Origin of the sequence: Acidiferrobacter thiooxydans, from assembly GCF_003333315.1 — a bacterium.
GTDB lineage: Bacteria > Pseudomonadota > Gammaproteobacteria > Acidiferrobacterales > Acidiferrobacteraceae > Acidiferrobacter > Acidiferrobacter thiooxydans.
In genome coordinates this window covers 1,109,457-1,133,504 of the sequence record NZ_PSYR01000002.1, presented here as the reverse complement: position 1 = coordinate 1,133,504, position 24,048 = coordinate 1,109,457, and the positions used below count along the sequence as shown (strand labels likewise).

Below are 24,048 nucleotides of genomic sequence, written 5' to 3'. Positions count from 1 at the left end.
GTCGAGCGTAACCGAGGTGTGAGGATGTGGCGTGGAATAGCGGCGGGCCTGGTGTTGATCCTGACCAGTGTCTCGGGATGGGCCCATAAGCTTCCCGATCTGTCTTGTCGGGCGTTTTCCGGGAAATTCGTGCAGCTCGCGACCAAGAGCGGCCATCATTTCGAGGTCTACCGCACGGGACCGCCGTCGGCGCGCATCGGGCTTTTGCTGTTGCCCGGCAAGGCCGGCCTCGATGAGCATACGCTCGCCTGGGCCGATCGCGTCGGGGCGCAGGGCTACCGGGTGCTGACCCTGGGTCTCGGGCATGCAAGCCGGCATGCGCACGCCGCGGCCCGCGGACATGGACGCCGGGCGGCCATGGAGCGGGCGGCCATCGAATACTTGAGCGCCCCCGGGCGCAAGGTTATCACGTTCGGGTGGGGGCATGCGGGCGCCCTCCAGTCGCTCGAGGCGAGTGCTGCCGATCCCCACGACGTCTCGGGTACGGTGGCGTGCGATGGGGGGTGTCGGTGAAGGCCGCGCTCATACAACGGATCGAGTCGAAGGTGCTTTTGATCGCCTTCCAGCAGAGCACGCCGCTGCCCAAGCTTCAGGCCTTCGAGGCGCACATGCGATTCTACGGCAAGCCGCTCATTGTCCATTATTACAACGTCGATCCGGCGGCCGCCAACCCGACGGGGCGGCATTTCGACAGCGCGATCGCACAAGAGATCTGGGGGCAGGCGCGCTCGTTCTTCCGGCAGATCCGCTTCCTCTGTCGACGCTGCGCGCCCTATCCTCGATTGTTATTCGATTATCACAACTAGGTTTGCGCTCAGGCGAGCAGAAACTCGAGCAGCGCCTTTTGCGCATGAAGGCGGTTTTCGGCCTCGTCCCAGACGACGCTGCGCGGCCCGTCTATGACCTCGCCTGCGACCTCTACGCCGCGATAGGCGGGGAGGCAATGCATGAAGAGCGCGTCCGCAGCGGCCAGGTCCATGAGGCATGCTGTGACGCAGTATCCCTGGAAGGCGCGCATGCGTACCTCTTTTTCGGATTCCTGCCCCATGCTCGCCCAGGTGTCGGTCACGACCAGATCGGCGCCCCGCGCCGCGTCCTCCGGGGTCTCGACGAGATGCGCAGACCCGGCGGCCGCCCCCAGGATCTCCGGGTTCGGCCGATACCCCGCGGGGGTCGCGATGCGCAAGGTGAAGCCGAACTGCCGCGCGGCGTTGATCCACGACTGGCAGACGTTGTTGCCGTCGCCGATCCATGCCACCGTACGTCCGGCGATGTCGCCGCGATGCTCGAAATACGTCTGGATGTCGGCGAGCAGCTGGCAGGGATGGAAGCGGTCGGTCAGGGCGTTTATCACCGGCACCTGGGAATGCTCGGCGAAGGCCGCGAGCTTGGCGTGCTCGTGGGTGCGGATGACGATGGCATCGACCATGCGCGACACCACGCGGGCCGTGTCCTCGAGCGGCTCACCCCGTCCCAGCTGGAGTTCCGCGGGGGCAAGGAACATGCTGTTGCCCCCGAGCTGGGTGATGCCGGCCTCGAACGACACGCGGGTCCGCGTCGAGGATTTCTCGAAGATGAGCGCGAGGCTCGATCCGCGCAGATACTCGTGCGGCTCGCGCCTGTGAAGGATGGCCTTGAGCGTCATCGCGCGCTCTATGAGCATGCGCAGCTCCTTGGGCGTGCAGTCCATCAGGCTCAAGAAATGCCGAATCATGACGCCAGAAACTCTTGGATGGCGTCGGCGGTGCCGGACGTCAGGAGGCGGGCCTCTTCGTCACTCAGGATGAGTGGTGGCAGGAGGCGTACCACCCGCTCGGCGGTGACATTCAGCAAAAGACCGCGGTTCAAGGCCAGGCGCATGACGGCGTGCGCCGGCCGATCCAGTTCTATGCCGAGCAGGAGCCCGCGGCCGCGTACTGCCTTGACGCCGGCGGTGTCGTGCAATCGCTCGCGCAGGCCATTGAGCAGCCCTTGCCCCAGCGCTGCGGCCCGCTCCCAGGCGCGCATGCCCTCAAGCGTCTCGATCACGGTGCGGCCTACGGCGGCGGCCAGCGGGTTGCCGCCGAAGGTCGACCCATGCTGACCGGGATGGAAGAGCTCGGCGGCCGTGCCGTGCGCGAGACAGGCGCCGATCGGCAGGCCGTTGCCCAAGGCCTTGGCCACGGTCATGACGTCAGGGCGGGCCTGCTCGTGCTGCCAGGCGAACCATGCGCCGCTGCGACATAGCCCGGTCTGGATCTCGTCTAGGATGAGCAGCCAGCCCGCCTCGTCGCAGATCTTGCGCAGGCCCTTCAGGTAGCCCGCATCCGGGACCTGGATGCCGCCTTCCCCCAATATCGGTTCGACGAGCACTGCGACCACGGTCTGATCGCGCGCGCCGACCTGGCGCACGGCATCGAGATCATTGAACGGCACGCGCCGAAAGCCCGGTACCAGGGGCTCGAAGCCGGCCTGGACCTTGCGGCTTCCCGAGGCGCTCAGGGTCCCCAGCGTGCGACCGTGGAAGCTCCCCTCCATGACGATCACAGCGGGCGCCTCGACCCCCTTGCGACGCCCATGCAGGCGCGCGAGCTTCAAGGCCGCCTCGTTGGCCTCGGCCCCGGAATTTGCGAAGAACACCCGATCCATACCGGCCACCGCGCACAGGCGCTCGGCGAGGGTCTGCTGCTCGCGGTTCTCGTACCAATTGGAGACATGGATCAGACGCCGGGCCTGGGCGCAGATCGTCTCGACGATCGCCGGATGGGCGTGGCCAAGGCCATTGACCGCGACCCCGGCAAGCCCGTCCAGATAGCGACGGCCGCCCTCGTCCCAGAGCCAGGCCCCTTCACCGTGCGTGAATGCGACCGGGAGTCGCCCGTAGGTCGTCATGAGATAGTGTTCGGTTGGCATCGCGCCCCCAAAATATAAAGCGCCCCTAGGGTGGGGGCGCTTAACGATTTAAGGATCGCGGCCGCCTGCGGCGTCAGGCAGTCCGATCAAGGCGCGCATATTACCGCCCTCGCCTCCGAAAATCCAGTACGGGTGTCGGCAGGCCGCCATTCTCCAGGGGCACCGATCATGACTATCCGTGGGCGTGCGCCTCGCAGGTAGGTACCAGACAGGCGGCCCACATTCCCGTACGGGAAGTCCTACACCGCATCGGGAGCGCGGGCCTTATGGGCCTCGCATCGAGCGTGGCGGGTCGGCACAAGAGGCGGTTTGGGATCGGCACGCGCCGCTACCAGGCAAAGGCGGGATCGGCCAGCAAGGCCAGGGTGAAGTCGACGCCAAAACCCGTGGTATCGGTGGGGATCGCGCCGAGACCCCCTTTATGTCGCCCAGCGGAGAGGTCCAGGTGGATCCAGGTGGGGTCATGGGCGATGAAGCGCTTGAGGAACAGGGCGGCGAGGATATGATCGGCCTCGCCTTCGAGGGTGCATTGCTTGATATCGGCGATATCGCTTTTGAGGTCGGCGTCGTAGTCGTCTGCCAGCGGAAACGGCCACACCCGTTCGCCGCTGGCGCGCCCGGCCTCGATGAGGCGCAGGTAGAGTTCCGGGCGGTTGGTGAAGGCCCCCGTCATGCGCGTTCCCAGGGCATAGACGCAGGCGCCGGTGAGGGTGGCGTAATCGATGATGAGCCCCGGCCGCTCGCGCGCGGCGAGTGCCAGGGTATCGGCCAACACCATGCGCCCTTCGGCGTCGGTGTGCACCACCTCTATGGTGGTGCCATCCACCGCGCGCACCACCTCGTTAGGGCGATAGCTCAACGGGCCTATGGCATTCTCAGCAATGGCCAGATAACAGTCGATGCGAAAGGGTGCGTGGGATTGCGTGAGGGCAAGCAGCGCGCCCAGGGCCACGGCGCTTCCTTGCATGTCCTCGTGCATCCCATACATATGGCGTGCGGGCTTTAGGTTGACGCCGCCTGTGTCAAAGCAGATCCCTTTACCGACTAAGGCCACCGGCGGTCGCACGGCCTTGCGCGGGGTGTAGCGCAGATGCACGATCCCGGCGCCGGCGGCGCGTGTGCGCGTTACGGCGAGAAACGCCCCGGCCCCGAGCGCGGCCAGGCGCTTTTCATCGAGAAAACGACAGTGCCAGCCGTTGTCGATGGCCAGTTTCTTCACGCGCTTTACATAGTCCGCGGGACCGAGTTCATTGGCCGGGAGGACCGACAGGGCGCGCGCCAGGTGATTGCCGTGCGCGGCGGCACGCAGTGCGCGGTCCCCGTCGCTTGCGCCGTAGACGTCGACTGCCATCGGCGGATTCCGGGTCTGGCCGGTCTGCCGGGACGGTAGCGGTACCTGGGCGTAGAGGCAGCGGACGAGCGCGCGCAAGGCCTCCTTGTGCGCGGCGCCCTTAAGCCCCGGGGCGAGCAGGGCGACGTGTGTGACCCCGGGGCGGAACCCGGTCAATTTGCGGGCGAGTTCGAGAAGCGCGAAGGTCTCCCGGGTGTCCGCGATGAACCCCACCGCGAGCGTCGTTCCGGTCTCGTCGGGGGCCTCGCTGAGAAATACCGTCCCAGGCTTGATCGCCACCCCCTGGGCCTTCAGGCGTTTTTGGAGGAGGGTGCCAAACGGGGCGTGGGCGAGATCGGCGGCCTTGGCGACGATCAGCGCGATGTGCTGATAACGGGCGAGGTCGGCCGTCGCGTCATCGGTTTCCCGGTAACGTACGCGGGGGAGCTTGAACGCTGACACCTTGCCTTGACCTCCTGTCACAAAACCCCGATCATACCACCGCGCTCGGGCCTGGCGCACGGGCCGTCTGTGCCTTGGGCCGGGCGGGTCCCATGCTCACATGAACAGGAAGAAAATGAACGCAAGCGACCAGAAGCGCCTGTTGCGCGAGATGATTTTCTACCGCCGGTTCGAGGAGCGCTCGTTCGAGGCCTATATGGAGCGCAAGATCGGCGGCTTTTTGCATCTCTATTCGGGGCAAGAGGCGGTGGCCACGGGGGTGCTCGAGGCGGCGCGGTGTGGGCACGATTATGTCATTACCGGGTACCGCGACCATATACACGCCATCAAGGCGGGGGCCCCGGCGCGCGAGGTCATGGCGGAACTCTACGGCAAGGAGACAGGGTCGAGCCGCGGCCGCGGGGGCTCAATGCACATCTTCGACCCCAGTGTGAATTTCATGGGTGGATACGCCCTAGTCGGTCAGCCGTTTCCGCTGGCAGCGGGGCTCGCGCTTGCCTGCAAGCACAAGGGCACGGATCAGATCGCGATCTGTTTTCTCGGGGATGGCGCCAACAATCAAGGTACATTCCACGAGACGTTGAACATGGCATCGCTGTGGAAGCTGCCGGTGTTGTTCGTGTGTGAAAACAACCTGTATGCCATCGGCACGCGCATAGATCGTTCGTCGGCAGTCACCGACCAGTACAAGAGGGTCGTCGCCTACAATATCCCGAGCAGCCAGCATGATGGGCAGGACATCGATGTGGTGATGGCCGCGGCGGGCGACGCCATCGCCCATGTGCGCGCCGGCCGGGGACCGTATTTCATTGAATTCATGACCTATCGCCAGAGGGGTCATTCGATGTCGGATTCGAACGCCTACCGCTCGAAAGACGAGGAGCGCCAGTGGCTGGAGCGGGATCCGCTCAAGATCTATGGGGAGCGCCTCAAGAAGGCCGGGATCGTCACCGACAAGGACATAGCGGCCATGGAGAAGTCGGTGTTAGACGAGATCGAAAACGATATCGTGCGCTTTGCCGAGGAAAGTCCGGAACCGCGCATCGAAGACTTGAACAAATACTGCCTCGACGACCAACCAGACCCGCGCTGGATAGGTCCGCTCGCGCAAGGGGAGCAACATGGCTGAAATCGCATACTGGGAGGCGATACGCCGGGCGCACGACGAGGAACTGGCGCACGACCGCATGGTGATCGCCATGGGCGAGGATATCGGGGTCGCCGGCGGGACCTACAAGGCGACCTCCGGGCTGTACCAGAAATACGGGGCCGACCGCATCATCGACACGCCGATCTCGGAGAACTCCTATACCGGTATCGGCATTGGCGCATCGATGGCCGGCATGCGCCCCATCATAGAGATCATGTCCATCAACTTTGCGTTGCTGGCGCTCGATACCCTCATCAATGCCGCGGCCAAGATCCGCTACATGTCCGGCGGCCGCGCCTCGTGTCCGATCGTGATGCGCACACCCGGGGGGACTGCGCATCAGCTGGCCGCGCAGCATTCGGCACGCCTTGCGCGCATGTTCATGAGCACCCCCGGACTGCGTGTCGTGACACCGCGCGGACCACTCGATGCCTATGGCATGCTGAAGTCGGCGGTACGATGCAATGATCCTGTGATCATCATCGAGCATGAGAGCATGTACAACATGCGTGGCGAGGTCCCGGACACCGAGACCTTCCGCCCGCTCGAGGGTGCGGAGATCGTGCGCGTGGGCACGGACGTGACCCTGATCGGCTATAATTATAGCGTTCACCTGTGCCTGGAGGCGGCCTTGAAGCTCGCCGCGATGGGGGTATCCGCGGAGGTCCTGGACCTGCGCGCCCTGCGGCCGATCGACCGCGACACCATCAGGCGCTCGGTCGAGAAGACCCATAAGGTGGTCATCGCCGAGGAAGACGAGGCGACCGTCGGCGTGGGCTCGGAGATCATATCGGTCATCACGGAGGAATGCTTTTTCGCCCTCGACGCACAGCCGGTGCGCGTACACGCAGCCGATGTCCCCGTCCCCTACAACCGCCAGCTGGAGAAGGCCGCCATCCCGAATGTCGACGACGTCCTGGCGGCCGCGCTCAAGGTCCTGGGCCGCGTCTGACGGTCCGGGCCCGACCCCCTTTTCAGTATAGGAAGTCATCATGGCGGAGCCGTTCCTCATCAAGATGCCGCAGCTCTCGGACACCATGTCGGAGGGCACGATCGTGTCCTGGGAAAAGGCGATCGGCGACTTCATAAGTCGCGGCACGGTGGTCGCCACCGTCGAGACCGACAAGGCCATCATGGATGTCGAGGTGTTTCGCGAGGGCTATCTGTCCGGGCCGCTGGCCGCGGCCGGCAGCACGGTGCCAGTGGGGACGCCGATCGCGACCTTAGTCCCAGAGCCCGCGGAGGTGGGTCACACGGCGGCGGTGTCGAGCCCGGCTGCGACGGCAGCCGCGCCCTCAGCAGCCGCGCCCCCCGAGGGGCAGCCGGTGTTGATGCCGCAGCTCTCCGACACTATGTCGGAGGGCACGGTGGTGTCCTGGGAAAAGGCGATCGGCGACTTCATAAGTCGCGGCACGGTGGTCGCCACCGTCGAGACCGACAAGGCCATCATGGATGTCGAGGTGTTTCGCGAGGGCTACCTCTCCGGACCCCGGGTGGCAGCCGGCAGCACGGTACCGGTAGGGACGCCGATCGCCTTTCTGGTGGCCGATGCCGGCACTGTCAAAGACGGCGTGCTGGCGGCTGCGCCGAACGCCGCCCCTCCCAAGGCCGCGACCGCTACGCCTGCGCCGGTGCCGGCGGGCAGCGCCCAGCCGAAGACCAGGGCCCCGGCCATGCCCCACGGCGCGACCCCCGCGCCCCGCCCACACAAGGGCACGGCCACGCCGTACGCGCGTCAGCTCGCCGGCGCCCACGGCATCGATATCAATAGCCTCCCTGGGACCGGCCCCGGGGGGTGTATCACCGCGACCGATGTGGTCGGCGCCGGCGGCGGTCCGCGCGTCCAGGCGAAACGCATCTTTCAGGTGCCGGGCGCCGGGCGTCCCATGGACAGCATGGAAAAGGCGGTCAGTCAGAATATGGAATATTCTCTGTCCATGCCCTTGTTCCGCGTAACCGTATACATCGATCCGGCGCGCCTAAGCCGCGCCGCCAAGGACCTCAAGGCCTCGCTCACGGTGCTGTTGGCGGCGGCCGCGGCACGCGCGATCGAGCGCCACCCACGCGTCAATTCGGTCTACCAACACGAGGATCGCATCGTCGAGCGCGACCAGATCGACGTCGGTCTGGCGGTGGAGACCGAAGGTATGGGGCTTGTGGTGCCGGTGTTGCGCAACGTCCTGAAGCGCGCGATCGAGGACCTGAACGCGCAATGGAAGGACCTCGTGGCGCGCGCCCGCTTAAAGCGCTTAAAGCCCGAGGAGTATTCGAATCCCACGTTTACGATCTCGAATATGGGCATGCTCGGCGTGGCGCAGTTCGACGCCATCCCGGTACCGGGCACCTCGGCGATCTTTGCGATCGCCAGCACCCAGCCTCTGGGTATGCCGGTCACGATCACCGCCGATCACAGGATCGTAAACGGCGCCGAGGCCGCAAAATTCCTGAACACATTCAAAGCCCTGGTCGAAGACCCGCAGTGGCTTGCGACGTCTGCGAGCGGGGCTGCGCGCAGCCTTTCGGGGGGCAGACGACGGCTAGCGCAGAGCCGGCCGGGGCCGGCGCGCTGCCGGCCGACACGAGCGGCTATGATTGCGACGTGCTGGTCATAGGCGGCGGACCGGGGGGCGAGGATTGTGCGCGGGAGCTCGCCGATCACGGCCGGCGCGTGATCATGGTCAACGATGCGCCTCTGCCCGGGGGTGAGTGCTTATGGCGCGGCTGCATCCCCTCGAAGTCGTGGCGCGCGGCCGCCGACCGCATCCGTGACCGTCGTCATGATGCCGATCTCGGGGTACTGAACACCGCCGAGCCCACCCTCGACTGGGGGCGCCTCGATGCCATGCGCCGGCGGGTCCTCACCACTCGCGGCGAGATGGCCCTGAAGACCGACAAGGGGGTGCGCATCGACGTCCGTGAGGGCTATGCGTATTTCGATTCCGATCATAGCGTGGTGATCGCGCCCGCCGATGGCGGAAGTCCCTACGAGCGCCGTGCCCCGAAGCCCGGGGCCGCGGGCACGCGCATCACCTTCGCGGGTGCTGTGATCGCAACCGGCGCCCCGCCGTTCGTTCCGCCGATCCCGGGGGCTGACGGCAAGGCGGTGCTGACGTCCGACACGGTATGGAATCTCGATGCGCCGCCCGCACGGCTTGTGATCGTAGGCGCCGGGGCGATCGGGCTTGAGATGGCGCAGATATTCGTCGATTTCGGGTGCGTGGTGACGGTCCTGGAGGCGCGCGATCGGGTGTTGCCCGAGGTCGAGGGCGAGGTGGCGACGCAGCTTGCGGCGCTGCTCGCCCGCGAGGAGCGGCTTACCATCGTCACGTCGGCGGCGGTGCGCGGCATCGACGGCCCCCCGGGGGCGGCGGTGGTGCGTTACGCGGCGGGCACGAGCGAGCATACCGTGGATGCCGATTATGTCCTGCTGGCGACCGGCAAACGCCCCGTCACCGGGCCTTTGGCCCTGGAGCGCGCCGGGGTTGAGACGGAGCGCGGGGCGATTGTCGTCAACGCGCACTGTCAGACGAACGTCCCGCATATCTTCGCCGTGGGCGATGTCGTGGGCGGTTATATGCTGGCGCATACCGCCGGCCACCAGGGGCGGGTCGCGGCCCAGACCCTGCTCGGCCATGAGGCCGCCTATGACGAACGCAAGGACTGTGGCGTGATCTTCACGCGCCCCCAGGCGGCGTTCGTGGGCCTGTCGGCCGAACAGGCCCGCGCCCAGGGCCATGACCCGGCCGAGATCAAGGTCCCGTTTTCGATCGATGCCAAGGCCATGATCACAGGCGAGACCGCGGGTTTTATCAAGATGGTGGCCGACAAGGCGACACGGCGAATCCTTGGCGTGCATTTCCTGGCCGACCACGCCGATACCCTGATCGGGTCCGCGGTGCTCATGGTCAGTGCCGAATTGACCTTGGATCAGGTGGCTTCGGCGATCCATCCGCATCCCACCCAGACCGAGTTGTTTGGAGATCTCGCCCGGCGACTGCTCGCGCGCCTCAGAAGGACCGCGCGCGTCTCGGGCTAAGAGGACATAGCAATGAGCCATGTGAGCAAGGTAGTGCTGGCCTATTCGGGGGGGCTCGATACCTCGGTGATCCTAAAGTGGCTAAGCGAGCGGTATGGTTGCGAGGTCGTGACCTTCACCGCCGACATAGGCCAAGGTGAGGAACTCGAACCGGCACGCGACAAGGCGCGCAAGGCCGGCGTGCGCGAGATCTACATCGATGACCTGAAGGAGGAATTCGCGCGCGACTTCGTATTCCCGATGTTTCGCGCCAATGCCGTCTATGAGGGCGAGTATCTGCTCGGCACATCGATTGCGCGGCCATTGATCGCCAAGCGCCAGATCGAGATCGCGCGCGAGACGGGCGCCGATGCCGTGGCCCACGGCGCCACCGGCAAAGGCAACGACCAAGTGCGTTTCGAGCTCGGGTATTTCGCCCTGAATCCGGACATCCAGGTGATCGCCCCGTGGCGGGAGTGGGACCTGACCTCGCGCGAGCGCCTGCTCGCCTACGCCGCGAGCCACGGCATCGCGGTTGAGCATAAACGCCAGGGCGCCTCACCCTATTCGATGGATGCCAACCTGCTCCATATCTCGTACGAGGGGGGTAGGCTCGAAGACCCCTGGCAGGAGCCGGAGGCATCGATGTGGCGCTGGACGCGCGCGGCGGAGGATGCCCCGGATGCGCCGCAATGGCTGGAACTGACCTATACGCGCGGGGATGTGACGGCGATCGACGGCACCCCCATGACGCCCGCCCAGGTCCTGGCGACGCTCAATGCCGTCGGCGGCCGCCATGGTATCGGTCGGCTCGATCTGGTCGAGAACCGCTATGTGGGCATCAAGTCCCGCGGCTGTTACGAGACACCCGGCGGGACCATCCTGTTGCGCGCCCACCGCGCCATGGAGTCACTGACCCTGGACCGCGAGGTCGCGCACCTGAAAGACGACCTCATGCCCCGTTACGCGGCCCTGATCTATAACGGTTACTGGTGGAGCCCGGAGCGTAAGCTTTTGCAGCAACTTATTGATCAATCGCAGGAAACGGTGAACGGCCGGGTGCGCGTCAAGCTCTTTAAGGGACAGGTCACGGTGGTCGGGCGGGAATCGGCGAGCGATTCGCTGTTCGATCCGGCCATCGCCACCTTCGAGGATGACGGCGGGCGCTACAATCAGGGTGACGCAACGGGCTTCATCCGCTTAAGCGCCCTGCGATTGCGGACCGCGGCACGGCTGGCCCGCAAAGGACATTAGCCGCGCTTTGGCATACCCCTTGCACCGTTTCTGGGAGGCGTGTGCAAGGGGGGTGGCGTGGCATTACCACAGGCAGGCGACGCACCGGCGACGGAGCGCGGTCCGACCGGCGAGGCTGAGCTTTTTCGCGAGCAGGTGCATCTTTTGTATGCCAGCCTGCCGCCCGGCCTGCTCGTCACGCTCGTCAATGCCGGCCTGCTCGTGGTCATGGAGTGGCAGGCGGTGTCCGCCCCACGGCTTGCGGCCTGGCTCCTGGCGGTGGTGATCGTGGCGCTCGCGCGCTACCGGCTGATCGCATACTACCGCGCCGCCCCGCAGGCCCATGGCACCCCGGTCTGGGCCCGATACTATACGATAGCGACCCTGGCCGCCGGCTCGGTGTGGGGTGCGAGCGCATTGTGGCTGTTCCCCCGGGCGCTATTGCCGCAGGTCTTCCTGTTTTTCCTGCTGACTGCGATGACGGCCGCCGCCGTGGTGAGTTTTGCGGCGATCTTTGCGGTGGCGCTGGCCTTCGTCATACCGGTACTGGCCCCGCTGGCCTTGCGCCTCTCGCTCGCCGACGGGCGGTGGCATCACGCCATGGGGCTTGTTGCCGTGCTATTCATGGCCGTCATGCTGTTGACTGCCCGGCGCATCGAACGCACCATCGCCACTTCTCTCAGACTGCGGTTCGAGAACCGCACCCTGGTTGCGCGTCTGCAAGACGAGAAGACAGCGATCCAAGGATTGAATGAGGAGTTGCGGCGCGAGATCGCCGCGCGTAGCCGCGCCGCCGAGGAGCTGCAGGAGCGCGAGACCTATATTCGCGCGGTCCTGGAGCATGTCGAGGAGGGTATAGTCACGGTCGATCACGAGGGCTGCTTGCGCTCCCTGAATCGCGAGGCCTTGCGGATCTTCGGCTACGAGCAGGATGAGTTGCTCGGATCGCACTTCTCGCAACTCGTGCCCCCGGCCGAGCGGTCCGAGTACGCGCGATTCCTCGAAAGTCGCCTGGAGCAGGGCGGCGAGCGCCTTACCGGGTATGGGCTCGAGGTCAATGGCCTAAGACGCGATGGTACGGTGTTTCCCATGGAGCTTGGGTTAAGCGTCATGAATGTCGGCGCGCGGCGTGGTTTCGTGGCCGTGACCCGTGACGTGAGCGCGCGCAAGCGCACCGAGCGCTTCAAGAGCGATCTGGTCGCCACTCTCGGTCATGAGATCAAGACGCCGCTCACCTCGGCGCTCGGGTCTTTGGGGCTGCTCACCGAGACCGGGGCCGCGACGCTGAGCGGGGATGACGCCCGGTTGCTGCGTATCGCGCGCAGCAATATGGAGCGGCTGGCGCGCACCGTCGCCGCCCTCCTCGATGCCGACCATCCCTCCCTGGCCCTGACCATGGGCGCACCGGCGCCGCTTGCGCTCCTTGGTCTCACCGAAGATGCGGTCATGGCCGAGACCGAATATGCGCGGGTACGGGACGTGCGCCTGGCGCTCGATCCGTGTTCGAGCGCCATGGTGGTTTACGGTGATCGGGCATTATTGCTGCGCGCCTTAAGTCACCTCATCGTCCATGCCATCCATCTCGCGCCTGCACACACGACCGTCGAGGTCGCCGTCACATCCGAGATGGGGTTTGGCGTGGTATCGATTCGCGACTGCGGGACGGCGTTGTCGAAGGAGGCCCGTGCCCATCTGTTCGACGTCCGGGCCGATGGCGTCGCGGACGTGGCGGCCGCGTCCCACGGTCTCGGGGCCGCACGCACCATTGCCGAGAGCCACCAGGGGACCGTAGGTTACGAGGCGCGCGAGGCCGGCGGTTCGTTGTTTTTCCTACGCCTGCCCGCAAGGACGCCTAGAGCGGGCGACAGAGCCTGATGCCCAGGTCTCCAGGACCGTAATAATCGGGCAGCACGCCGTCTTCCGTGAATCCCAGATCGGCGTATAGGCGTCGTGCCGCCCCGTTGGTGCTTTTGACCTCGGCGCGCACGATGGTGACGCCCTGTTCGCGGAGCCAGGCGAAGGAGGTGGCGAGCAGACGCCGCGCCACGCCCCGGTTGCGATACTGCGGATCAACGGCCAGCGAATAGAGGCGGCCCCACCGCCGGCGGCCGTTCGCCGCCAACAGCACGCACACGGCACCCTCGAAGTGCCCGGCAATGAACCATGCGCAGCGCGGGCTTGTCAGCAGGTAGCGCAGCTGCCGGCGATTGAACAGGCCGTCGCCCCCGGAAAAGCACCGGACCTCGAGGGCCATCAGCTCCTCGAGGTCCGCCGCCGAGGCGCGCCTCAACGCGTATCCATCGGGACCCGCCGGTGGAGGATCACCTTTTCGCCGAACATGGCCGGGCGGTAGCTCATTTTGACCCGGCGGAGGTTCTCGAAACCCAGGTCGTCCCCGACATTGATATAGGTGGATTGCGCGAACACCTTGGTGAACTCGCGGAACAGGTATTGCGCCGCCCCCTGAATGTGGAAGTTGGTCTTCTCGATCAGCACGTTGGCGACATTCGGCGTCAGGCGCTCGCCGAACGTAAAGCCTTCCAGGACGCCGTCTATGAAAAGACACAGCCCCTCGAGGCCCAGCTCTTCGTATAGCGCGATCGTGCGGTTGATGGCCTTACGTTCCAGTTCGAGATTGTACAGAAAGTCCTCGAGGGACCCCTCGGGGAGCGCGCGAATGCGATTCTCGGTCCAGGTATTGACGAGGCTGCGCGCCGCCTCGCGATGCTCGGCGCAGAACGGCACCAGTTTGTGGTTGGGGTAGGCGCGACGGAACTGGTTGATCTCGTTACGCTTGGTCTTGAAGGCGTTCCCGCGCAGATCGATCAGGTCGGACGTCCGGTAGATGTAGTCTGGATTCGTGACCTCGACATGCCAGGGTTCGCCGTCGATCATCGGCGCACCGTCCTCGGCGTGGTCAAGAATCTGCAGAAACTCCTTGTACACGAAGTCCAATCGCGCCTGATAGGGCGAGGGATTGTACTGATCCATGATGCGGATGCAGGTCTTCAAGGCGCGCCGCTGGCGGTGCGGTTCGCCAAGAGGCGGCAGGAGCATGGTCAGGCCATTACCGGACAGGCCAAAGAGGCAAAAGCAGCCCTCGATGATTTGATAGAAGCCGCTCGCCTGGTAGAGCCATATGACGTTGTTGGCGAAGCTATAGTCGGACAGGGCCACACCCAGCCGACCGGCCGCGTCATCGAAGTAGGGCTTGGCGCTCTTGTCGAACGGAAACAGACGGTACTTCCCCGAGACCAGGTAGCGCCCTTGCGGTTCGAGGCGCCGGCGGTTGTCGGAGTCCAGGGGCTGGTGGCGGGTCCCTGCCGGGGTGAGAAAATGCGTGTCCATCACCGCGTTGACGGCATTTAACATGCTTCCTCCCGGGTCCGTGACGGGCAGGGGAGGAAGCCAGGTTCGGGGGGTTCGTTGTCGGTCTTTTCTCTCTCTCGTGTCACGGTCTCGTCCTCACGCCCGCTATGAGCGGTTTGTTTTGTGTCCATAAAAAACGGGGCCTCGAGCCCCGCGTATCCAGATGCCTATCCTGCTTCGGCTTGTACTTGCCGTTCAAGCGACTCATGACCCTTCCAGTATTTTGTTTTTGGTAGCGCACCATCGGCATCCATCGATCAGAACTCGCCGGCCCACACCCCGCCGCCGACCGCGACCGGACGCCTTCTGTCCCGCGATCCTCTTCTGCCGCTGATGCGCAGTCGATCATGTCCCTTATCTACACGTCAGGCGATCATATTGCAAGGGGGGCGACAGGCCTTCTCACGATTTCTGCGGCCGCCCTTTCGGGATGGCCCGCAGGCGCTCGATGTACGCGGCATCGTCGGGAGCGACCCCCTGCCGCTGGGCCTCCCACAAGGTCTCCTCGAGACATTCCATCATGGCGTGACGAGCGCGATGCCCGTCCTGCCATAGGCCCTCGAGGCGTTGCCATTCGGCTATGACCCCCGGCGGGCGGTCCGTGGCAATCTGCTCGGCCACGGCGATATGGAGTCCGAGGTGCAGAAACGGGTTCACATCCGACGTCGTCTGCGCCGTGGCAGCCGCAAAAGAGGGTGTGTCCACGAACAGGTCTTGATACTCCGGATGGGCGAGCAAGGCCTCGACGACCAGGGCCTCGACTCCGTCGAGCGGGGCATGTTCGCGGAAATGCCGCCATGCGGTATAAAAGACGCCGCGCAATGCCGCGCGGTCGGCGGACCACATCAGGCCGCCTTCGGCGCCGACCCGCGGAAGAGTCCGAGCACCGTCGAATACTGGTAGAGATGATTGGCCTCGTCGAGCGGACCGAGCTCGCCATTGCCGTAAATACCTATCACCGGAAGTCCGGGAAAGCGATGTGTCAGAAGATCGAGGTCGCGGTCGCTGTCGCCATAGAAGTGCGGGCCGCGCCCGGCGCACGGGAACATCAATGCGAAATCCGGCCGCCCATTGAGTGCGAGTGTCGTCCGGTCCATGGTGGCGCGCATGTCGCGCTCCGCCGCCAACGTGTCGCGCATGGCCCAAAACAGGCGCTCACCGCGCGTCAGGCGCTGTGCGAAGGTGATGGATTGGTCGCCCATGTTGGCGGCCACGATGTGGTTCAGGCGATAACGGCCTTCCTTGATGGCGGTGGTCGGGTCGCCGAAGGTCACGCCCCCCATGATGAGATGCAGGGGAATCCGGTCCATTTCGCGCACCCCTATGGGCAGCGCCTGGACCAGGACATTCAGCGCCGGGTAGTGCCCGAGTTTCAGGACATCATAACCGTGCACCTCGGCCACCTCGATCGGCGATGTGAGGGCGCGTACCCCTTGGGAGGCACCAAGGCTTGCCTGCAGGCCGCGGAGAGCGACCTCGCCGCGCCCCTCGCGCCGGACCTGGCCTGCGGTCCAGACCCGGAACGGACCGCGCCCGAGGATGTCGCCGGCCACCGCGCCCACGCGCCGGTAGCCGGCGTCGAGCCAATCGGCCGAGAGGTCGCCGGGTGCGGCAAGGCTCAACACCGCGTCTTCATCGTTCTTTTGGACGTGATCGAGAAACGCAGGCCCCGCAAGCACCATGGCGGCGGCCGCCGGCGCATCCAGCACCCACTCCTCGTCGGTTAGAAGACCCGCGGCCGTGCACCCGGTGATCTGGGTGCAGCCCGCAGCACGCGCCGCGGCGCGCAGCGCCGGCTTGGGGTCGCCTGCGAAGTGATGAGTCAAAAACAGGATGACCGAGCGCGCGCTCTTTATGTGCGCTCGCGCGAGCCCGCGCGTGACCGCCGTCGCGGCAAGCTCCGGCTGGGCCCGCGGGCCGCGTCCGAGACCTGTGGCGACTCTGATGCTGTCCATGATGGTACTTTATCGCGATAGGCACACAAGTCAAACAGGACGCATTGCTGGCAGGCAGGTCGGCGCGCCTTGCAGACATAGCGCCCGTGCAGGATGAGCCAGTGGTGGGCGTCGTGGCGAAACCGTTCGGGCACGAGCCGCGACAGGCGCTCCTCGACTGCGCGCACCGTGCGACCCGGGGCCAGGCCCAGGCGATTAGCGACCCGGAAGATGTGGGTGTCGACGGCGATGGCAGGCTCCCCGAAGGCGGTGTTCAGAATGACGTTCGCGGTCTTGCGTCCGACGCCGGGCAGGGCCTCTAGGGCGGCGCGCTCGCGTGGTACCGAACCGCCATAATCGCGAACCAGTATCTTGCAGGTCTCGCGGATATGGCGCGCCTTGGTGTTGTAAAGACCGATCGTCGCTATGCAGTCTTTCAGGGTCTCGTCGGGCAGCCCAAGCATGGCGTGCGCGTCGGGCGCGATCGCAAACAGCCGGGTCGTGGCCTTGTTGACCGCTCGGTCGGTCGACTGGGCGGACAACAGGACCGCGATCAGCAGCTGAAAGGGACTCTCATAGCGGAGCTCGGTCGTCGGATGCGGGTTGGCCGCCTGCAGGCGCTCGAAGACCGCCTCACGTTCCGCGGGCCCCATGCGGACTCGCGGGTTCTTAGACGTGCCGGTAGCGGCCAACGTCGGGCGCGGCCTCGCGCGGCGCCTTCGCGCGTTCGGTCAGCAGCGCCTTCATCATCGTGTCATGGTCGTGCGCAAGTTTGTGCGCAGCGTCCTCCGACAGCTTCGGGAAGATCACGTTGGCGATGAAGGCCCCGAGGTCGGCGAGCGCCGTCGCCCACTTGTAGCCGTGCAGATGGAAGTTCGTCTCGGCGTGCTGGCCGAACGGGTAGTGCTGGAAGTCGACGAGGCGCGTGGCCTTGAGATCGGGATCATTCTCGACGGCGGCCTTCGCGAAATCGTACCACCACCGGTAATAGCGTTCCTGGAGTTCCAGGCTCAACTGGTTTTTCTCGAAGAAGGCAAAGGCCGTAACGCGGTTGGCCTTGCCACCGAAAGGGTAGTGTCCGGACATGACGGATTCCTCGCAACGCGGTTGGCGTGATTCGCCGGGCGGTATTCTACGGTCGGGGGTGGTCCCTTGCCAACCGCGCACCCGGCGTGCGTGTTCCAAGGCCTCGCGGATCTCACGGCGCTTGCGGTCGGAATCGGCATGCACTGATTCCCGGCGACGGGGTGTCCGTGCGCGCCGGGCCTTGCGATAGGCCCGCAGGCGCGCCTGCCGCGCCTCGGCGCGCGAGCGATCGGGCCACGGCTCGCTCGGTGGGTCGGCGTGCACAAAGACCGCGATGCAGTCGACCGGACAAGGGGCCAGGCAGAGCAGGCAGCCGGTGCACTCGCTGACCACTACCGCATGGAGCAGACCCGGTGCGCCGACGATCGCATCCACCGGGCAGGCCGGCAGGCAACGGGCGCAGCCGATGCAGCCCTTGGGGTCTATCGCCACCTGCGGGCGAGTCGTGGGACGGCGGCCATGCTCCCAGTCGCGGGCCTCGCGGCCCAGGAGGGTCGCGAGGGCCTGACGCGTAAACTCTCCGCCCGGAGGGCAACGGTTGACTTCGGCCCCTGCGCGCAGCGCCTGGGCATACGGCCGACAGCCGTCGAAGCCGCAGAGCCGGCATTGGGTCTGAGGCAGCAGGGCCATGATGGCGCCGAGCGGGACCTCGGTGGTGTGGCGAATCATGGCGCGAGTCTGCCGCTCGTAGGGGGCCGATGCAAGCCGTCAGGAGCGTCTCTAGAGGCTGTTACGCACCGGGGGCCAGCGCTTGGGCCCGTGCCCGACACTGTGGGCAGTGTCCGCATGGCGTGCGACGCCCAAGGAGGCAGCTATAGGTGCGGGCGTAGTCGATCCCAAGGGCCCGGCCGCGTGCGACGACCTCGGTCTTGCGCAGGTCGCGATAGGGGGTTTCCAGGGTAAGCCCCAGGGCTGCCAGCGTATCGCTGAGTGCCATAATGAAGGGCAAAGCCCCCTCGCTATGCCCGCGATCGTCGCGCTGCACGCCGAGCAGCACCGCGTCCGTCTTCAGGGCCAGTGCCTGGTTCGCGGCCAAGGCCACCGCCAGCAGGTTGCGGGCGTTAAGCGGGAGGTGGGGGCGAAACGGCCCCGGTGGCGCAAGCGCCTTACCCACTCCTCTCAGTGACAGGACGGTCAGCGGCGTCCCGGTGGTCTCGCACAGGGCGATTGCAGCCGAGCGTTCCGCGCGCGCCGCGCGCTGGCCGTAATCCAGGAAAAGCGCGCGCAGATCGCCCGTCCCGCTACGTTCATGGAGGAGTGTTGTGCTCTCGATCCCGCCGCTCAGGAGAAGGACGGACATGGCGTTCCTCGGCGCGTCACCGGCGCCGGCCGCCCGGTTGGGTGAGCTCAAGACAGGAAGGACCGCTGGCCGGTCGCGGTGTCCTACTATGAGGACGCGGGCCCTTTTGCGTCAAGGCGAGCGGGTGCCGCCATTCTCGATGTGACGCCATAAAGCCCGGGACACCCACCGGTAGTGTAGGCACCCTCGTACGTGAACCCCTGGGCCGCCTGTTGGGGGTATCCCCAACAGGCGGGACGTTCGCGGATATCCCTGATCAGTGCCCATTGAGGGGGCTGGCGCAAACGCCTGTGATCATGCCGACGCGAGGCACGGTCGCACGGGCGCACGTTTGGGTAGACAGCGTCCCAAAGGGCATCCCGGGTGACCGTTTAACCGGCCGGGGGCATCTCCCGCCTAGGCTAGCGGATGGTCATGCCCGGCCGCGCGCCCTCGCCAGGCTCGAGCACCACAAGACCGTCACGGTCAGAGGCCGCCAGGACCATGCCCTCGGACACGCCAAAGCGCATCTTGCGCGGCTTAAGATTGGCCACGCACACCACCAGGCGGCCCACAAGGTCGGCGGGCGCGTAGGCGTGTCGTATGCCGGCAAACACTGTGCGTGTGCGGCCTTCGTTTAAGTCCAGGGTCAGCTTGAGGAGTTTGTCGGCGCCTTCCACATAGTCCGCCGCTACGACCCGCGCGACCCTAAGGTCGATGCGCGCGAAATCTTCGGCGGAGATCGTTTCGGCCGCTCCCTTGTCGTTGCCTTGGGGCCGTACGGCGTCCCTGGCCGGCGGGGTCGGCTGGGATGCGGCCTTCGCCTGCGACTCATCCGCGAGGGCATCCTGGAGGGCCAGCGCCTCCGACTCACTCACGAGGGGGGCGAGGTTGTAGGTCTCGATGCGGCGCATGAGATGCTCATAGGCTTTTATCGTGTGGGACAGGCGCGGTGTCTTGATGCTCTCGAAATCGAGTTCGGGCCCACCAAGCCAGGCCTCGACCTTGGCCGCCGTTTGCGGAAGGATGGGTTTCAGGTAGGCGATGAGGACGCAGAACAGGTTCAGCGTCTGGGTGCAGATGGCCTGTAACTCGGCGCGGCGCTGCGGTGCGCGCGCGATCTCCCAGGGCCGAGCTTCATCCACGTAGCGGTTCGCGCGATCGGCTAAGTCCATGATGGTCTTTACAGCGCGACTGTACTCGCAGGCTTCGTAGCAGGCCTCCACGGTCTCGCCTGCCTTCAGGAACTCGGCATAAAGCGGCGCGTCCGGCAGGGTGTCACCGAGGGTGTTGTCGAGGTGTTTGGCGAGTAGCTGCGCTGCGCGGCTGGCGATATTGACGAGTTTGCCGACGAGGTCGGCATTGATGCGCGCGCGGAAGTCATCGAGGTTCAGGTCGATGTCCTCGATACCGCTATTGAGTTTGGCGGCGAAGTAGTAGCGCAGATATTCGGCCGGCAGGGTGTTGAGGTAGCGGCGCGCGGTGATGAAGGTCCCGCGCGACTTCGACATCTTCTTGCCGTTTACCGTAAGAAAGCCATGCACGTGGATGGCCTTCGGCCGTGCGAAATCGGCGGCCTCCAGCATGGCCGGCCAGAATAACCCGTGGAAGTTCAGGATGTCCTTGCCGATGAAGTGATGGATCTCGTATTGCGACCACCGCGTGCGGACGTCGTCGACGGTAAGCACGCGATCTTCGAGCCGTGAGCCCAGCTGCCAGAAGGTCGCGATATAGCCGACCGGTGCGTCCAGCCAGACATAGAAATATTTGCCGGGCGCCCCAGGGATCTCGAACCCGAAGTAGGGGGCGTCGCGGCTGATGTCCCAGTCGCTCAGACCCTCGTTCAACCATTCGGCGAGCTTATGGCCCGCCTCCCGCGGGAGGGCGTCGCTCGCCGTGAAGGTTTTCAGGTCGTCGGCGAAGTCGCCGAGCCTGAAGAAGTAGTGTTCGGAGCTCTTGGTGACCGGCGTCGCCCCACTCAAGGCCGAGACCGGATTGATGAGATCGGTCGGCGCATAGGTGGCGCCGCAGGCCTCGCAGGAATCCCCGTATTGATCGGCGGCGTGGCAGCGCGGGCATTCGCCGCGGATGAAGCGATCCGGAAGGAACAGCCGTTTAACCGGATCGAAGGCCTGTTCGATGGCGCGCACGGCGATATGACCGCCGGCCTGGAGCCTTCCGTAGAAGTACTCTGCAAGGATACGGTTCTCGTCGCTGTGCGTGGACCCGAAGCGGTCGAAGGAGATGCCGAAGTCGGTGAAGTCGCGCAAATGTTCGGCGGCCACACGGGCGATGAGCTGCTCAGGGGAGATCCCCTCGGCCTGTGCCTTGAGCATGATCGCCGTGCCGTGGGTGTCGTCGGCGCACAAGTAATAACAAACGCGGCCGCGCAGGCGCTGATAGCGGACGTAGATGTCGGTCTGGATGTATTCGACCAGGTGGCCGATATGGATGGACCCGTTGGCATACGGCAAGGCGCTCGTCACCAGGATCTTGCGGTCGTTCGGCATGCGGTTTCCCCAGAGGAAAGCAAAACGGTAACAGGTTGGCGGGGCGTGGCCAAGTTCGGCGCGCGCCTGGGCTTGGGGCGGTGCGTCGATATGGCCTTTGGGTATGCGACCGGTTTCGGTTTTGGTCGACAAGGTGTAGGATGCCGAGGCTAAACCTAGGGATTCGGTAAGGCTTTCGAGGAGTACGACAGATGGCGGAAATCTCCCAGCTTCAGGTGGAAACGGCCTTGAAAGAGGTCATAGACCCCTATTTGGAGCAGGACCTCGTGACGACCAAGGCCGTCAAGGGGATTGTCATCGACGGTGACACGGTGTCGGTCGAGGTCGTTCTCGGCTATCCGGCGAAGGGCGTGAAGGAGGCCCTGGCCGGCCGTTTGCGCGAAAAAGTGTTGGCGATCAAGGGGGTGAAGGACGCGCATGTGACGGTCGAGTCGCGGATCGTGACGCACGGTGTGCAGAAGGGGGTGAAGCCCATATCCGGGGTCAAGAACATTATCGCCGTGGCGTCCGGCAAGGGCGGCGTCGGCAAGTCCACGACCGCGGTCAATCTCGCCCTGGCCTTATCGGCGGAGGGCGCGCGCGCCGGCATCCTGGACGCGGACATCTACGGGCCGAGTCAGCCGCGCATGCTTGGTTCGCGGGCCAAGCCCGAATCCAAGGACGGGCGGCGCATGGAACCGATCCCGAGCTATCACCTGCAGTCGATGTCCATAGGCTACCTGATCGACGAAGAGACGCCCATGATCTGGCGCGGACCTATGGTTACGCAGGCCCTCGAACAGCTGTTACGCGATACCAATTGGCAAGACCTCGACTACCTGGTAGTCGATCTGCCCCCGGGTACCGGCGACATTCAGTTGACGCTCGCCCAGAAGGTGCCGGTGACGGGCGCCGTGATCGTCACTACCCCCCAGGACATTGCCCTGCTCGATGCTCGCAAGGGGCTAAAGATGTTTGAGAAGGTTGAGATCCCGGTGATCGGCATCATCGAAAACATGAGCACCCATATCTGCAGCCAATGCGGCCACGAGGAGCACATATTCGGGGCTGGTGGCGGGCTCAAGATGGCCGAGCAGTACGACGTCGATTTCCTCGGGGCGCTGCCGCTCGATCTGCGCATTCGCGTCGACACCGATGGCGGACGGCCGACGGTCGTGGCCGATCCCGAGGGCCGGATCGCGCAGATCTACCGCGAGATCGCGCGGCGGATTGCGGGGCGGTTGGCATTGATGAAGAAGGACTTTTCGGCAGGCTTCCCCAACATCGTCATCCAAAATACCTGACGGCGTCGGGGTCCGGGGAGGGCCGGCGCAGTCCGGGCGAGACATGAGCATAAAATCCGATAAATGGATCCGGCGCATGGCGCGGGATCACGGCATGATCGAGCCATTCGAGCCCGGTCAGGTGAAGTCACGCGCTGGCGAGCGCCTGGTGTCGTTTGGGACGTCAAGCTACGGCTACGATATCCGTTGTTCGAACGAATTCAAGATCTTTACCAATATCAACTCCGCGATCGTCGATCCAAAGAACTTCGACGCCAATAGCTTCGTCGACTTCCGCGGAGACGTATGCATCATACCTCCTAACTCCTTTGCCCTGGCACGGACCGTCGAATACTTCCGTATACCGCGCAATGTGCTCACGATCTGCCTTGGCAAGTGCGTGACCGGCGATACGCGCGTGCTCGATGCCGATAGCGGCGTCTATCGGCCGATCGCCGAGTGGGGGTCGGCACGGCGCACCGCGGCCCTGGGGCCCGGGGGTATGCGTAAGGCGCGGGTATCGGCATTCGCGGTCCACGGCGTGAAGCCGGTGTGGCGGCTTGTCACGCAAAGCGGTCTCACGCTCACGGCCACTGCCAACCACCCGCTGCTGACCCCCAGGGGTTGGGCGCCGCTTGCCGATCTCGCGATCGGTGACGAACTCGCGGCGGCGGTCTCGGCGCCGTTTTTTGGGATCGAGCCGCTGGCCGCGCCCGAGCGGCTCGCGCGGCTTGTGCGCGCGCAGCTGCAGGCGGGCACGATGACCGCCATTCCGGAGGCCGTATTTCGCGCGCCGCGGTCCGATGTGGCGCGCTTTTTCGCGGCGGTCGTGGATAGGCACTGGGCCGAGGGTGTGCGCGCGGCGGCGACGGCGCTGGACGATCTGCGCCATCTGGCGGCCCGGCTTGGCTACCGCTGCCGGACGGTCACGGAAGGGCGGGACGTGCGCCTGCTGGTGGGTGCGGAGGTGCGGGCGGCCCTTGCCAACGGCACAGACGGCGCCCCGCCGCGAGCGACGATCGAATGGGACCGGATAAGCGCCATCGAGCCCGCGGGAGAGGCGCCGGTCTATGATATCGAGGTCCCCGGGGTCCACAATTTCTTGGCCAACGGGCTTATCGTCCATAATTCCACCTATGCGCGTTGCGGCATCATCGTCAATGTGACGCCCTTCGAGCCGGAGTGGGAGGGTCACGTTACGCTCGAGTTCTCCAACACCTCGCCGCTGCCGGCGAAGATCTATGCCAACGAGGGTGTGGCCCAGGTGATCTTCTTCGAGGCCGACGAGTCCTGCGAGACCTCCTACAAGGATCGTGGCGGAAAGTATCAGGGTCAGAAGGGCGTGACCCTCCCCAAGACCTGAGTTGTACCGCGCGGCCTGCGAAAGCCGCCCCGTTCCCCGAAGGCCATCTCGACGCCCGCGACCGCGTGACCACCACCGCCGGTGGCCTGCATTTTATGCCGCTATCGAAAAGTTCCGCGCAGGGAGGCGCGCTGCCCGCTTTAAGCGGAAAGCGTTGTGTAGT

At 65.4% G+C, this 24,048-nt stretch carries 20 protein-coding genes and 2 pseudogenes; 11 read left to right on the top strand and 11 right to left on the bottom strand.

The features are described from left to right. Nucleotides 1-51 precede the first annotated feature (51 nt). Nucleotides 52-513 carry a dienelactone hydrolase family protein gene (locus C4900_RS12510; RefSeq protein WP_147267191.1) on the top strand — a complete coding sequence of 154 codons (462 nt, stop codon included), beginning with the start codon at nucleotides 52-54 and terminating at the stop codon, nucleotides 511-513. After that, nucleotides 510-806, top strand: coding sequence for a hypothetical protein (locus C4900_RS12505; RefSeq protein ID WP_147267190.1), 297 nt, complete (start codon nucleotides 510-512; stop codon nucleotides 804-806). The genes C4900_RS12510 and C4900_RS12505 overlap by 4 nt, the downstream gene beginning before the upstream one ends. An 8-nt stretch (nucleotides 807-814) precedes the next feature. Here the strand turns inward: C4900_RS12505 and argF are convergent, their stop codons facing one another. From argF to C4900_RS12490, 3 genes are all read right to left on the bottom strand, one after another. Next, nucleotides 815-1,714, bottom strand: coding sequence for an ornithine carbamoyltransferase (gene argF, locus C4900_RS12500; protein ID WP_065970347.1), 900 nt, complete (start codon nucleotides 1,712-1,714; stop codon nucleotides 815-817). Beyond that, entirely contained in the window at nucleotides 1,711-2,892 is a 1,182-nt protein-coding gene (locus C4900_RS12495; RefSeq protein WP_065970346.1) for an aspartate aminotransferase family protein, read from the bottom strand. The genes argF and C4900_RS12495 overlap by 4 nt, the downstream gene beginning before the upstream one ends. Before the next feature lie 328 nt (nucleotides 2,893-3,220). Then, a complete protein-coding gene (locus C4900_RS12490) occupies nucleotides 3,221-4,684 on the bottom strand; it encodes a M17 family metallopeptidase (protein WP_114283187.1) in 1,464 nt (487 codons plus the stop codon). Nucleotides 4,685-4,799: 115 nt separating this feature from the next. Here C4900_RS12490 and pdhA point away from each other — a divergent pair, with 115 nt between their 5' ends. Genes pdhA through C4900_RS12465 form a run of 6 tightly spaced genes read left to right on the top strand, consistent with a single transcriptional unit; the run spans nucleotide 4,800 to nucleotide 12,957 of the window. Continuing rightward, nucleotides 4,800-5,813, top strand: coding sequence for a pyruvate dehydrogenase (acetyl-transferring) E1 component subunit alpha (gene pdhA / locus C4900_RS12485; RefSeq protein ID WP_114283186.1), 1,014 nt, complete (start codon nucleotides 4,800-4,802; stop codon nucleotides 5,811-5,813). Continuing rightward, nucleotides 5,806-6,786, top strand: coding sequence for an alpha-ketoacid dehydrogenase subunit beta (locus C4900_RS12480; protein ID WP_065968787.1), 981 nt, complete (start codon nucleotides 5,806-5,808; stop codon nucleotides 6,784-6,786). The genes pdhA and C4900_RS12480 overlap by 8 nt, the downstream gene beginning before the upstream one ends. Before the next feature lie 40 nt (nucleotides 6,787-6,826). Next, the gene (locus C4900_RS16395; RefSeq protein WP_211306945.1) at nucleotides 6,827-8,446 is read left to right on the top strand and encodes a 2-oxo acid dehydrogenase subunit E2; all 1,620 of its coding nucleotides are present in this window, start codon (nucleotides 6,827-6,829) and stop codon (nucleotides 8,444-8,446) included. Further along, nucleotides 8,434-9,870 (top strand): dihydrolipoyl dehydrogenase family protein, encoded by a 1,437-nt coding sequence (locus C4900_RS16390; protein ID WP_211306944.1) that lies wholly within the window; start codon nucleotides 8,434-8,436, stop codon nucleotides 9,868-9,870. The genes C4900_RS16395 and C4900_RS16390 overlap by 13 nt, the downstream gene beginning before the upstream one ends. A gap of 12 nt (nucleotides 9,871-9,882) precedes the next feature. Then, nucleotides 9,883-11,103: an argininosuccinate synthase gene (locus tag C4900_RS12470; RefSeq protein WP_176715902.1), complete on the top strand. Its 1,221-nt coding sequence runs from the start codon at nucleotides 9,883-9,885 to the stop codon at nucleotides 11,101-11,103. A gap of 57 nt (nucleotides 11,104-11,160) precedes the next feature. Next, the gene (locus tag C4900_RS12465) at nucleotides 11,161-12,957 is read left to right on the top strand and encodes a sensor histidine kinase (protein WP_141689144.1); all 1,797 of its coding nucleotides are present in this window, start codon (nucleotides 11,161-11,163) and stop codon (nucleotides 12,955-12,957) included. On the opposite strand, the gene C4900_RS12460 is transcribed toward C4900_RS12465, so the two are convergent. The 8 genes and pseudogenes from C4900_RS12460 to metG form a co-directional block, all read right to left on the bottom strand. After that, nucleotides 12,935-13,372 (bottom strand): GNAT family N-acetyltransferase, encoded by a 438-nt coding sequence (locus C4900_RS12460; protein WP_083995555.1) that lies wholly within the window; start codon nucleotides 13,370-13,372, stop codon nucleotides 12,935-12,937. The two genes, C4900_RS12465 and C4900_RS12460, sit on opposite strands and share 23 nt — an antisense overlap. Further along, a complete protein-coding gene (locus C4900_RS12455) occupies nucleotides 13,369-14,454 on the bottom strand; it encodes a DUF2156 domain-containing protein (protein WP_083995556.1) in 1,086 nt (361 codons plus the stop codon). The genes C4900_RS12460 and C4900_RS12455 overlap by 4 nt, the downstream gene beginning before the upstream one ends. Nucleotides 14,455-14,853: 399 nt before the next feature. Continuing rightward, entirely contained in the window at nucleotides 14,854-15,297 is a 444-nt protein-coding gene (locus C4900_RS12450) for a DUF1841 family protein (protein WP_065968596.1), read from the bottom strand. Beyond that, the gene (locus tag C4900_RS12445; protein WP_065968597.1) at nucleotides 15,297-16,406 is read right to left on the bottom strand and encodes an FIST C-terminal domain-containing protein; all 1,110 of its coding nucleotides are present in this window, start codon (nucleotides 16,404-16,406) and stop codon (nucleotides 15,297-15,299) included. The genes C4900_RS12450 and C4900_RS12445 overlap by 1 nt, the downstream gene beginning before the upstream one ends. A 2-nt stretch (nucleotides 16,407-16,408) precedes the next feature. Further along, nucleotides 16,409-17,038, bottom strand: a pseudogene (gene nth / locus C4900_RS12440) (endonuclease III); the annotation flags it as partial. 16 nt (nucleotides 17,039-17,054) lie between these two features. After that, nucleotides 17,055-18,140, bottom strand: coding sequence for an RnfABCDGE type electron transport complex subunit B (locus C4900_RS16385; protein WP_211306943.1), 1,086 nt, complete (start codon nucleotides 18,138-18,140; stop codon nucleotides 17,055-17,057). A gap of 61 nt (nucleotides 18,141-18,201) precedes the next feature. Then, nucleotides 18,202-18,771, bottom strand: coding sequence for a 7-cyano-7-deazaguanine synthase (locus C4900_RS12425; RefSeq protein WP_147267189.1), 570 nt, complete (start codon nucleotides 18,769-18,771; stop codon nucleotides 18,202-18,204). A gap of 401 nt (nucleotides 18,772-19,172) precedes the next feature. Beyond that, the gene (gene metG, locus C4900_RS12420; RefSeq protein ID WP_114283183.1) at nucleotides 19,173-21,260 is read right to left on the bottom strand and encodes a methionine--tRNA ligase; all 2,088 of its coding nucleotides are present in this window, start codon (nucleotides 21,258-21,260) and stop codon (nucleotides 19,173-19,175) included. Between the two features lie 191 nt (nucleotides 21,261-21,451). Between metG and apbC the strand changes: the two genes are divergently transcribed. The 3 genes and pseudogenes from apbC (at nucleotide 21,452) to C4900_RS16740 (ending at nucleotide 23,885) form a co-directional block, all read left to right on the top strand. After that, entirely contained in the window at nucleotides 21,452-22,543 is a 1,092-nt protein-coding gene (apbC, locus tag C4900_RS12415; protein ID WP_114283182.1) for an iron-sulfur cluster carrier protein ApbC, read from the top strand. A gap of 43 nt (nucleotides 22,544-22,586) precedes the next feature. Next, nucleotides 22,587-22,919, top strand: a pseudogene (locus C4900_RS16745) (dCTP deaminase); the annotation flags it as partial. A gap of 105 nt (nucleotides 22,920-23,024) precedes the next feature. Continuing rightward, nucleotides 23,025-23,885 carry a dCTP deaminase gene (locus tag C4900_RS16740; protein WP_114283524.1) on the top strand — a complete coding sequence of 287 codons (861 nt, stop codon included), beginning with the start codon at nucleotides 23,025-23,027 and terminating at the stop codon, nucleotides 23,883-23,885. Nucleotides 23,886-24,048 lie beyond the last annotated feature (163 nt).

What these genes read in the sequence shown, in the direction of transcription:
- argF (WP_065970347.1), bottom strand. Translation starts at nt 1,714, where the DNA reads ATGATTCGGCATTTCTTGAGCCTGATGGACTGCACGCCCAAGGAGCTG.
- C4900_RS12495 (WP_065970346.1), bottom strand. Translation starts at nt 2,892, where the DNA reads ATGCCAACCGAACACTATCTCATGACGACCTACGGGCGACTCCCGGTC.
- pdhA (WP_114283186.1), top strand. Translation starts at nt 4,800, where the DNA reads ATGAACGCAAGCGACCAGAAGCGCCTGTTGCGCGAGATGATTTTCTAC.
- C4900_RS12480 (WP_065968787.1), top strand. Translation starts at nt 5,806, where the DNA reads ATGGCTGAAATCGCATACTGGGAGGCGATACGCCGGGCGCACGACGAG.
- C4900_RS16395 (WP_211306945.1), top strand. Translation starts at nt 6,827, where the DNA reads ATGGCGGAGCCGTTCCTCATCAAGATGCCGCAGCTCTCGGACACCATG.
- C4900_RS12470 (WP_176715902.1), top strand. Translation starts at nt 9,883, where the DNA reads ATGAGCCATGTGAGCAAGGTAGTGCTGGCCTATTCGGGGGGGCTCGAT.
- C4900_RS12455 (WP_083995556.1), bottom strand. Translation starts at nt 14,454, where the DNA reads ATGTTAAATGCCGTCAACGCGGTGATGGACACGCATTTTCTCACCCCG.
- C4900_RS12450 (WP_065968596.1), bottom strand. Translation starts at nt 15,297, where the DNA reads ATGTGGTCCGCCGACCGCGCGGCATTGCGCGGCGTCTTTTATACCGCA.
- C4900_RS12445 (WP_065968597.1), bottom strand. Translation starts at nt 16,406, where the DNA reads ATGGACAGCATCAGAGTCGCCACAGGTCTCGGACGCGGCCCGCGGGCC.
- C4900_RS16385 (WP_211306943.1), bottom strand. Translation starts at nt 18,140, where the DNA reads ATGATTCGCCACACCACCGAGGTCCCGCTCGGCGCCATCATGGCCCTG.
- C4900_RS12425 (WP_147267189.1), bottom strand. Translation starts at nt 18,771, where the DNA reads ATGTCCGTCCTTCTCCTGAGCGGCGGGATCGAGAGCACAACACTCCTC.
- metG (WP_114283183.1), bottom strand. Translation starts at nt 21,260, where the DNA reads ATGCCGAACGACCGCAAGATCCTGGTGACGAGCGCCTTGCCGTATGCC.
- apbC (WP_114283182.1), top strand. Translation starts at nt 21,452, where the DNA reads ATGGCGGAAATCTCCCAGCTTCAGGTGGAAACGGCCTTGAAAGAGGTC.
- C4900_RS16740 (WP_114283524.1), top strand. Translation starts at nt 23,025, where the DNA reads ATGCGTAAGGCGCGGGTATCGGCATTCGCGGTCCACGGCGTGAAGCCG.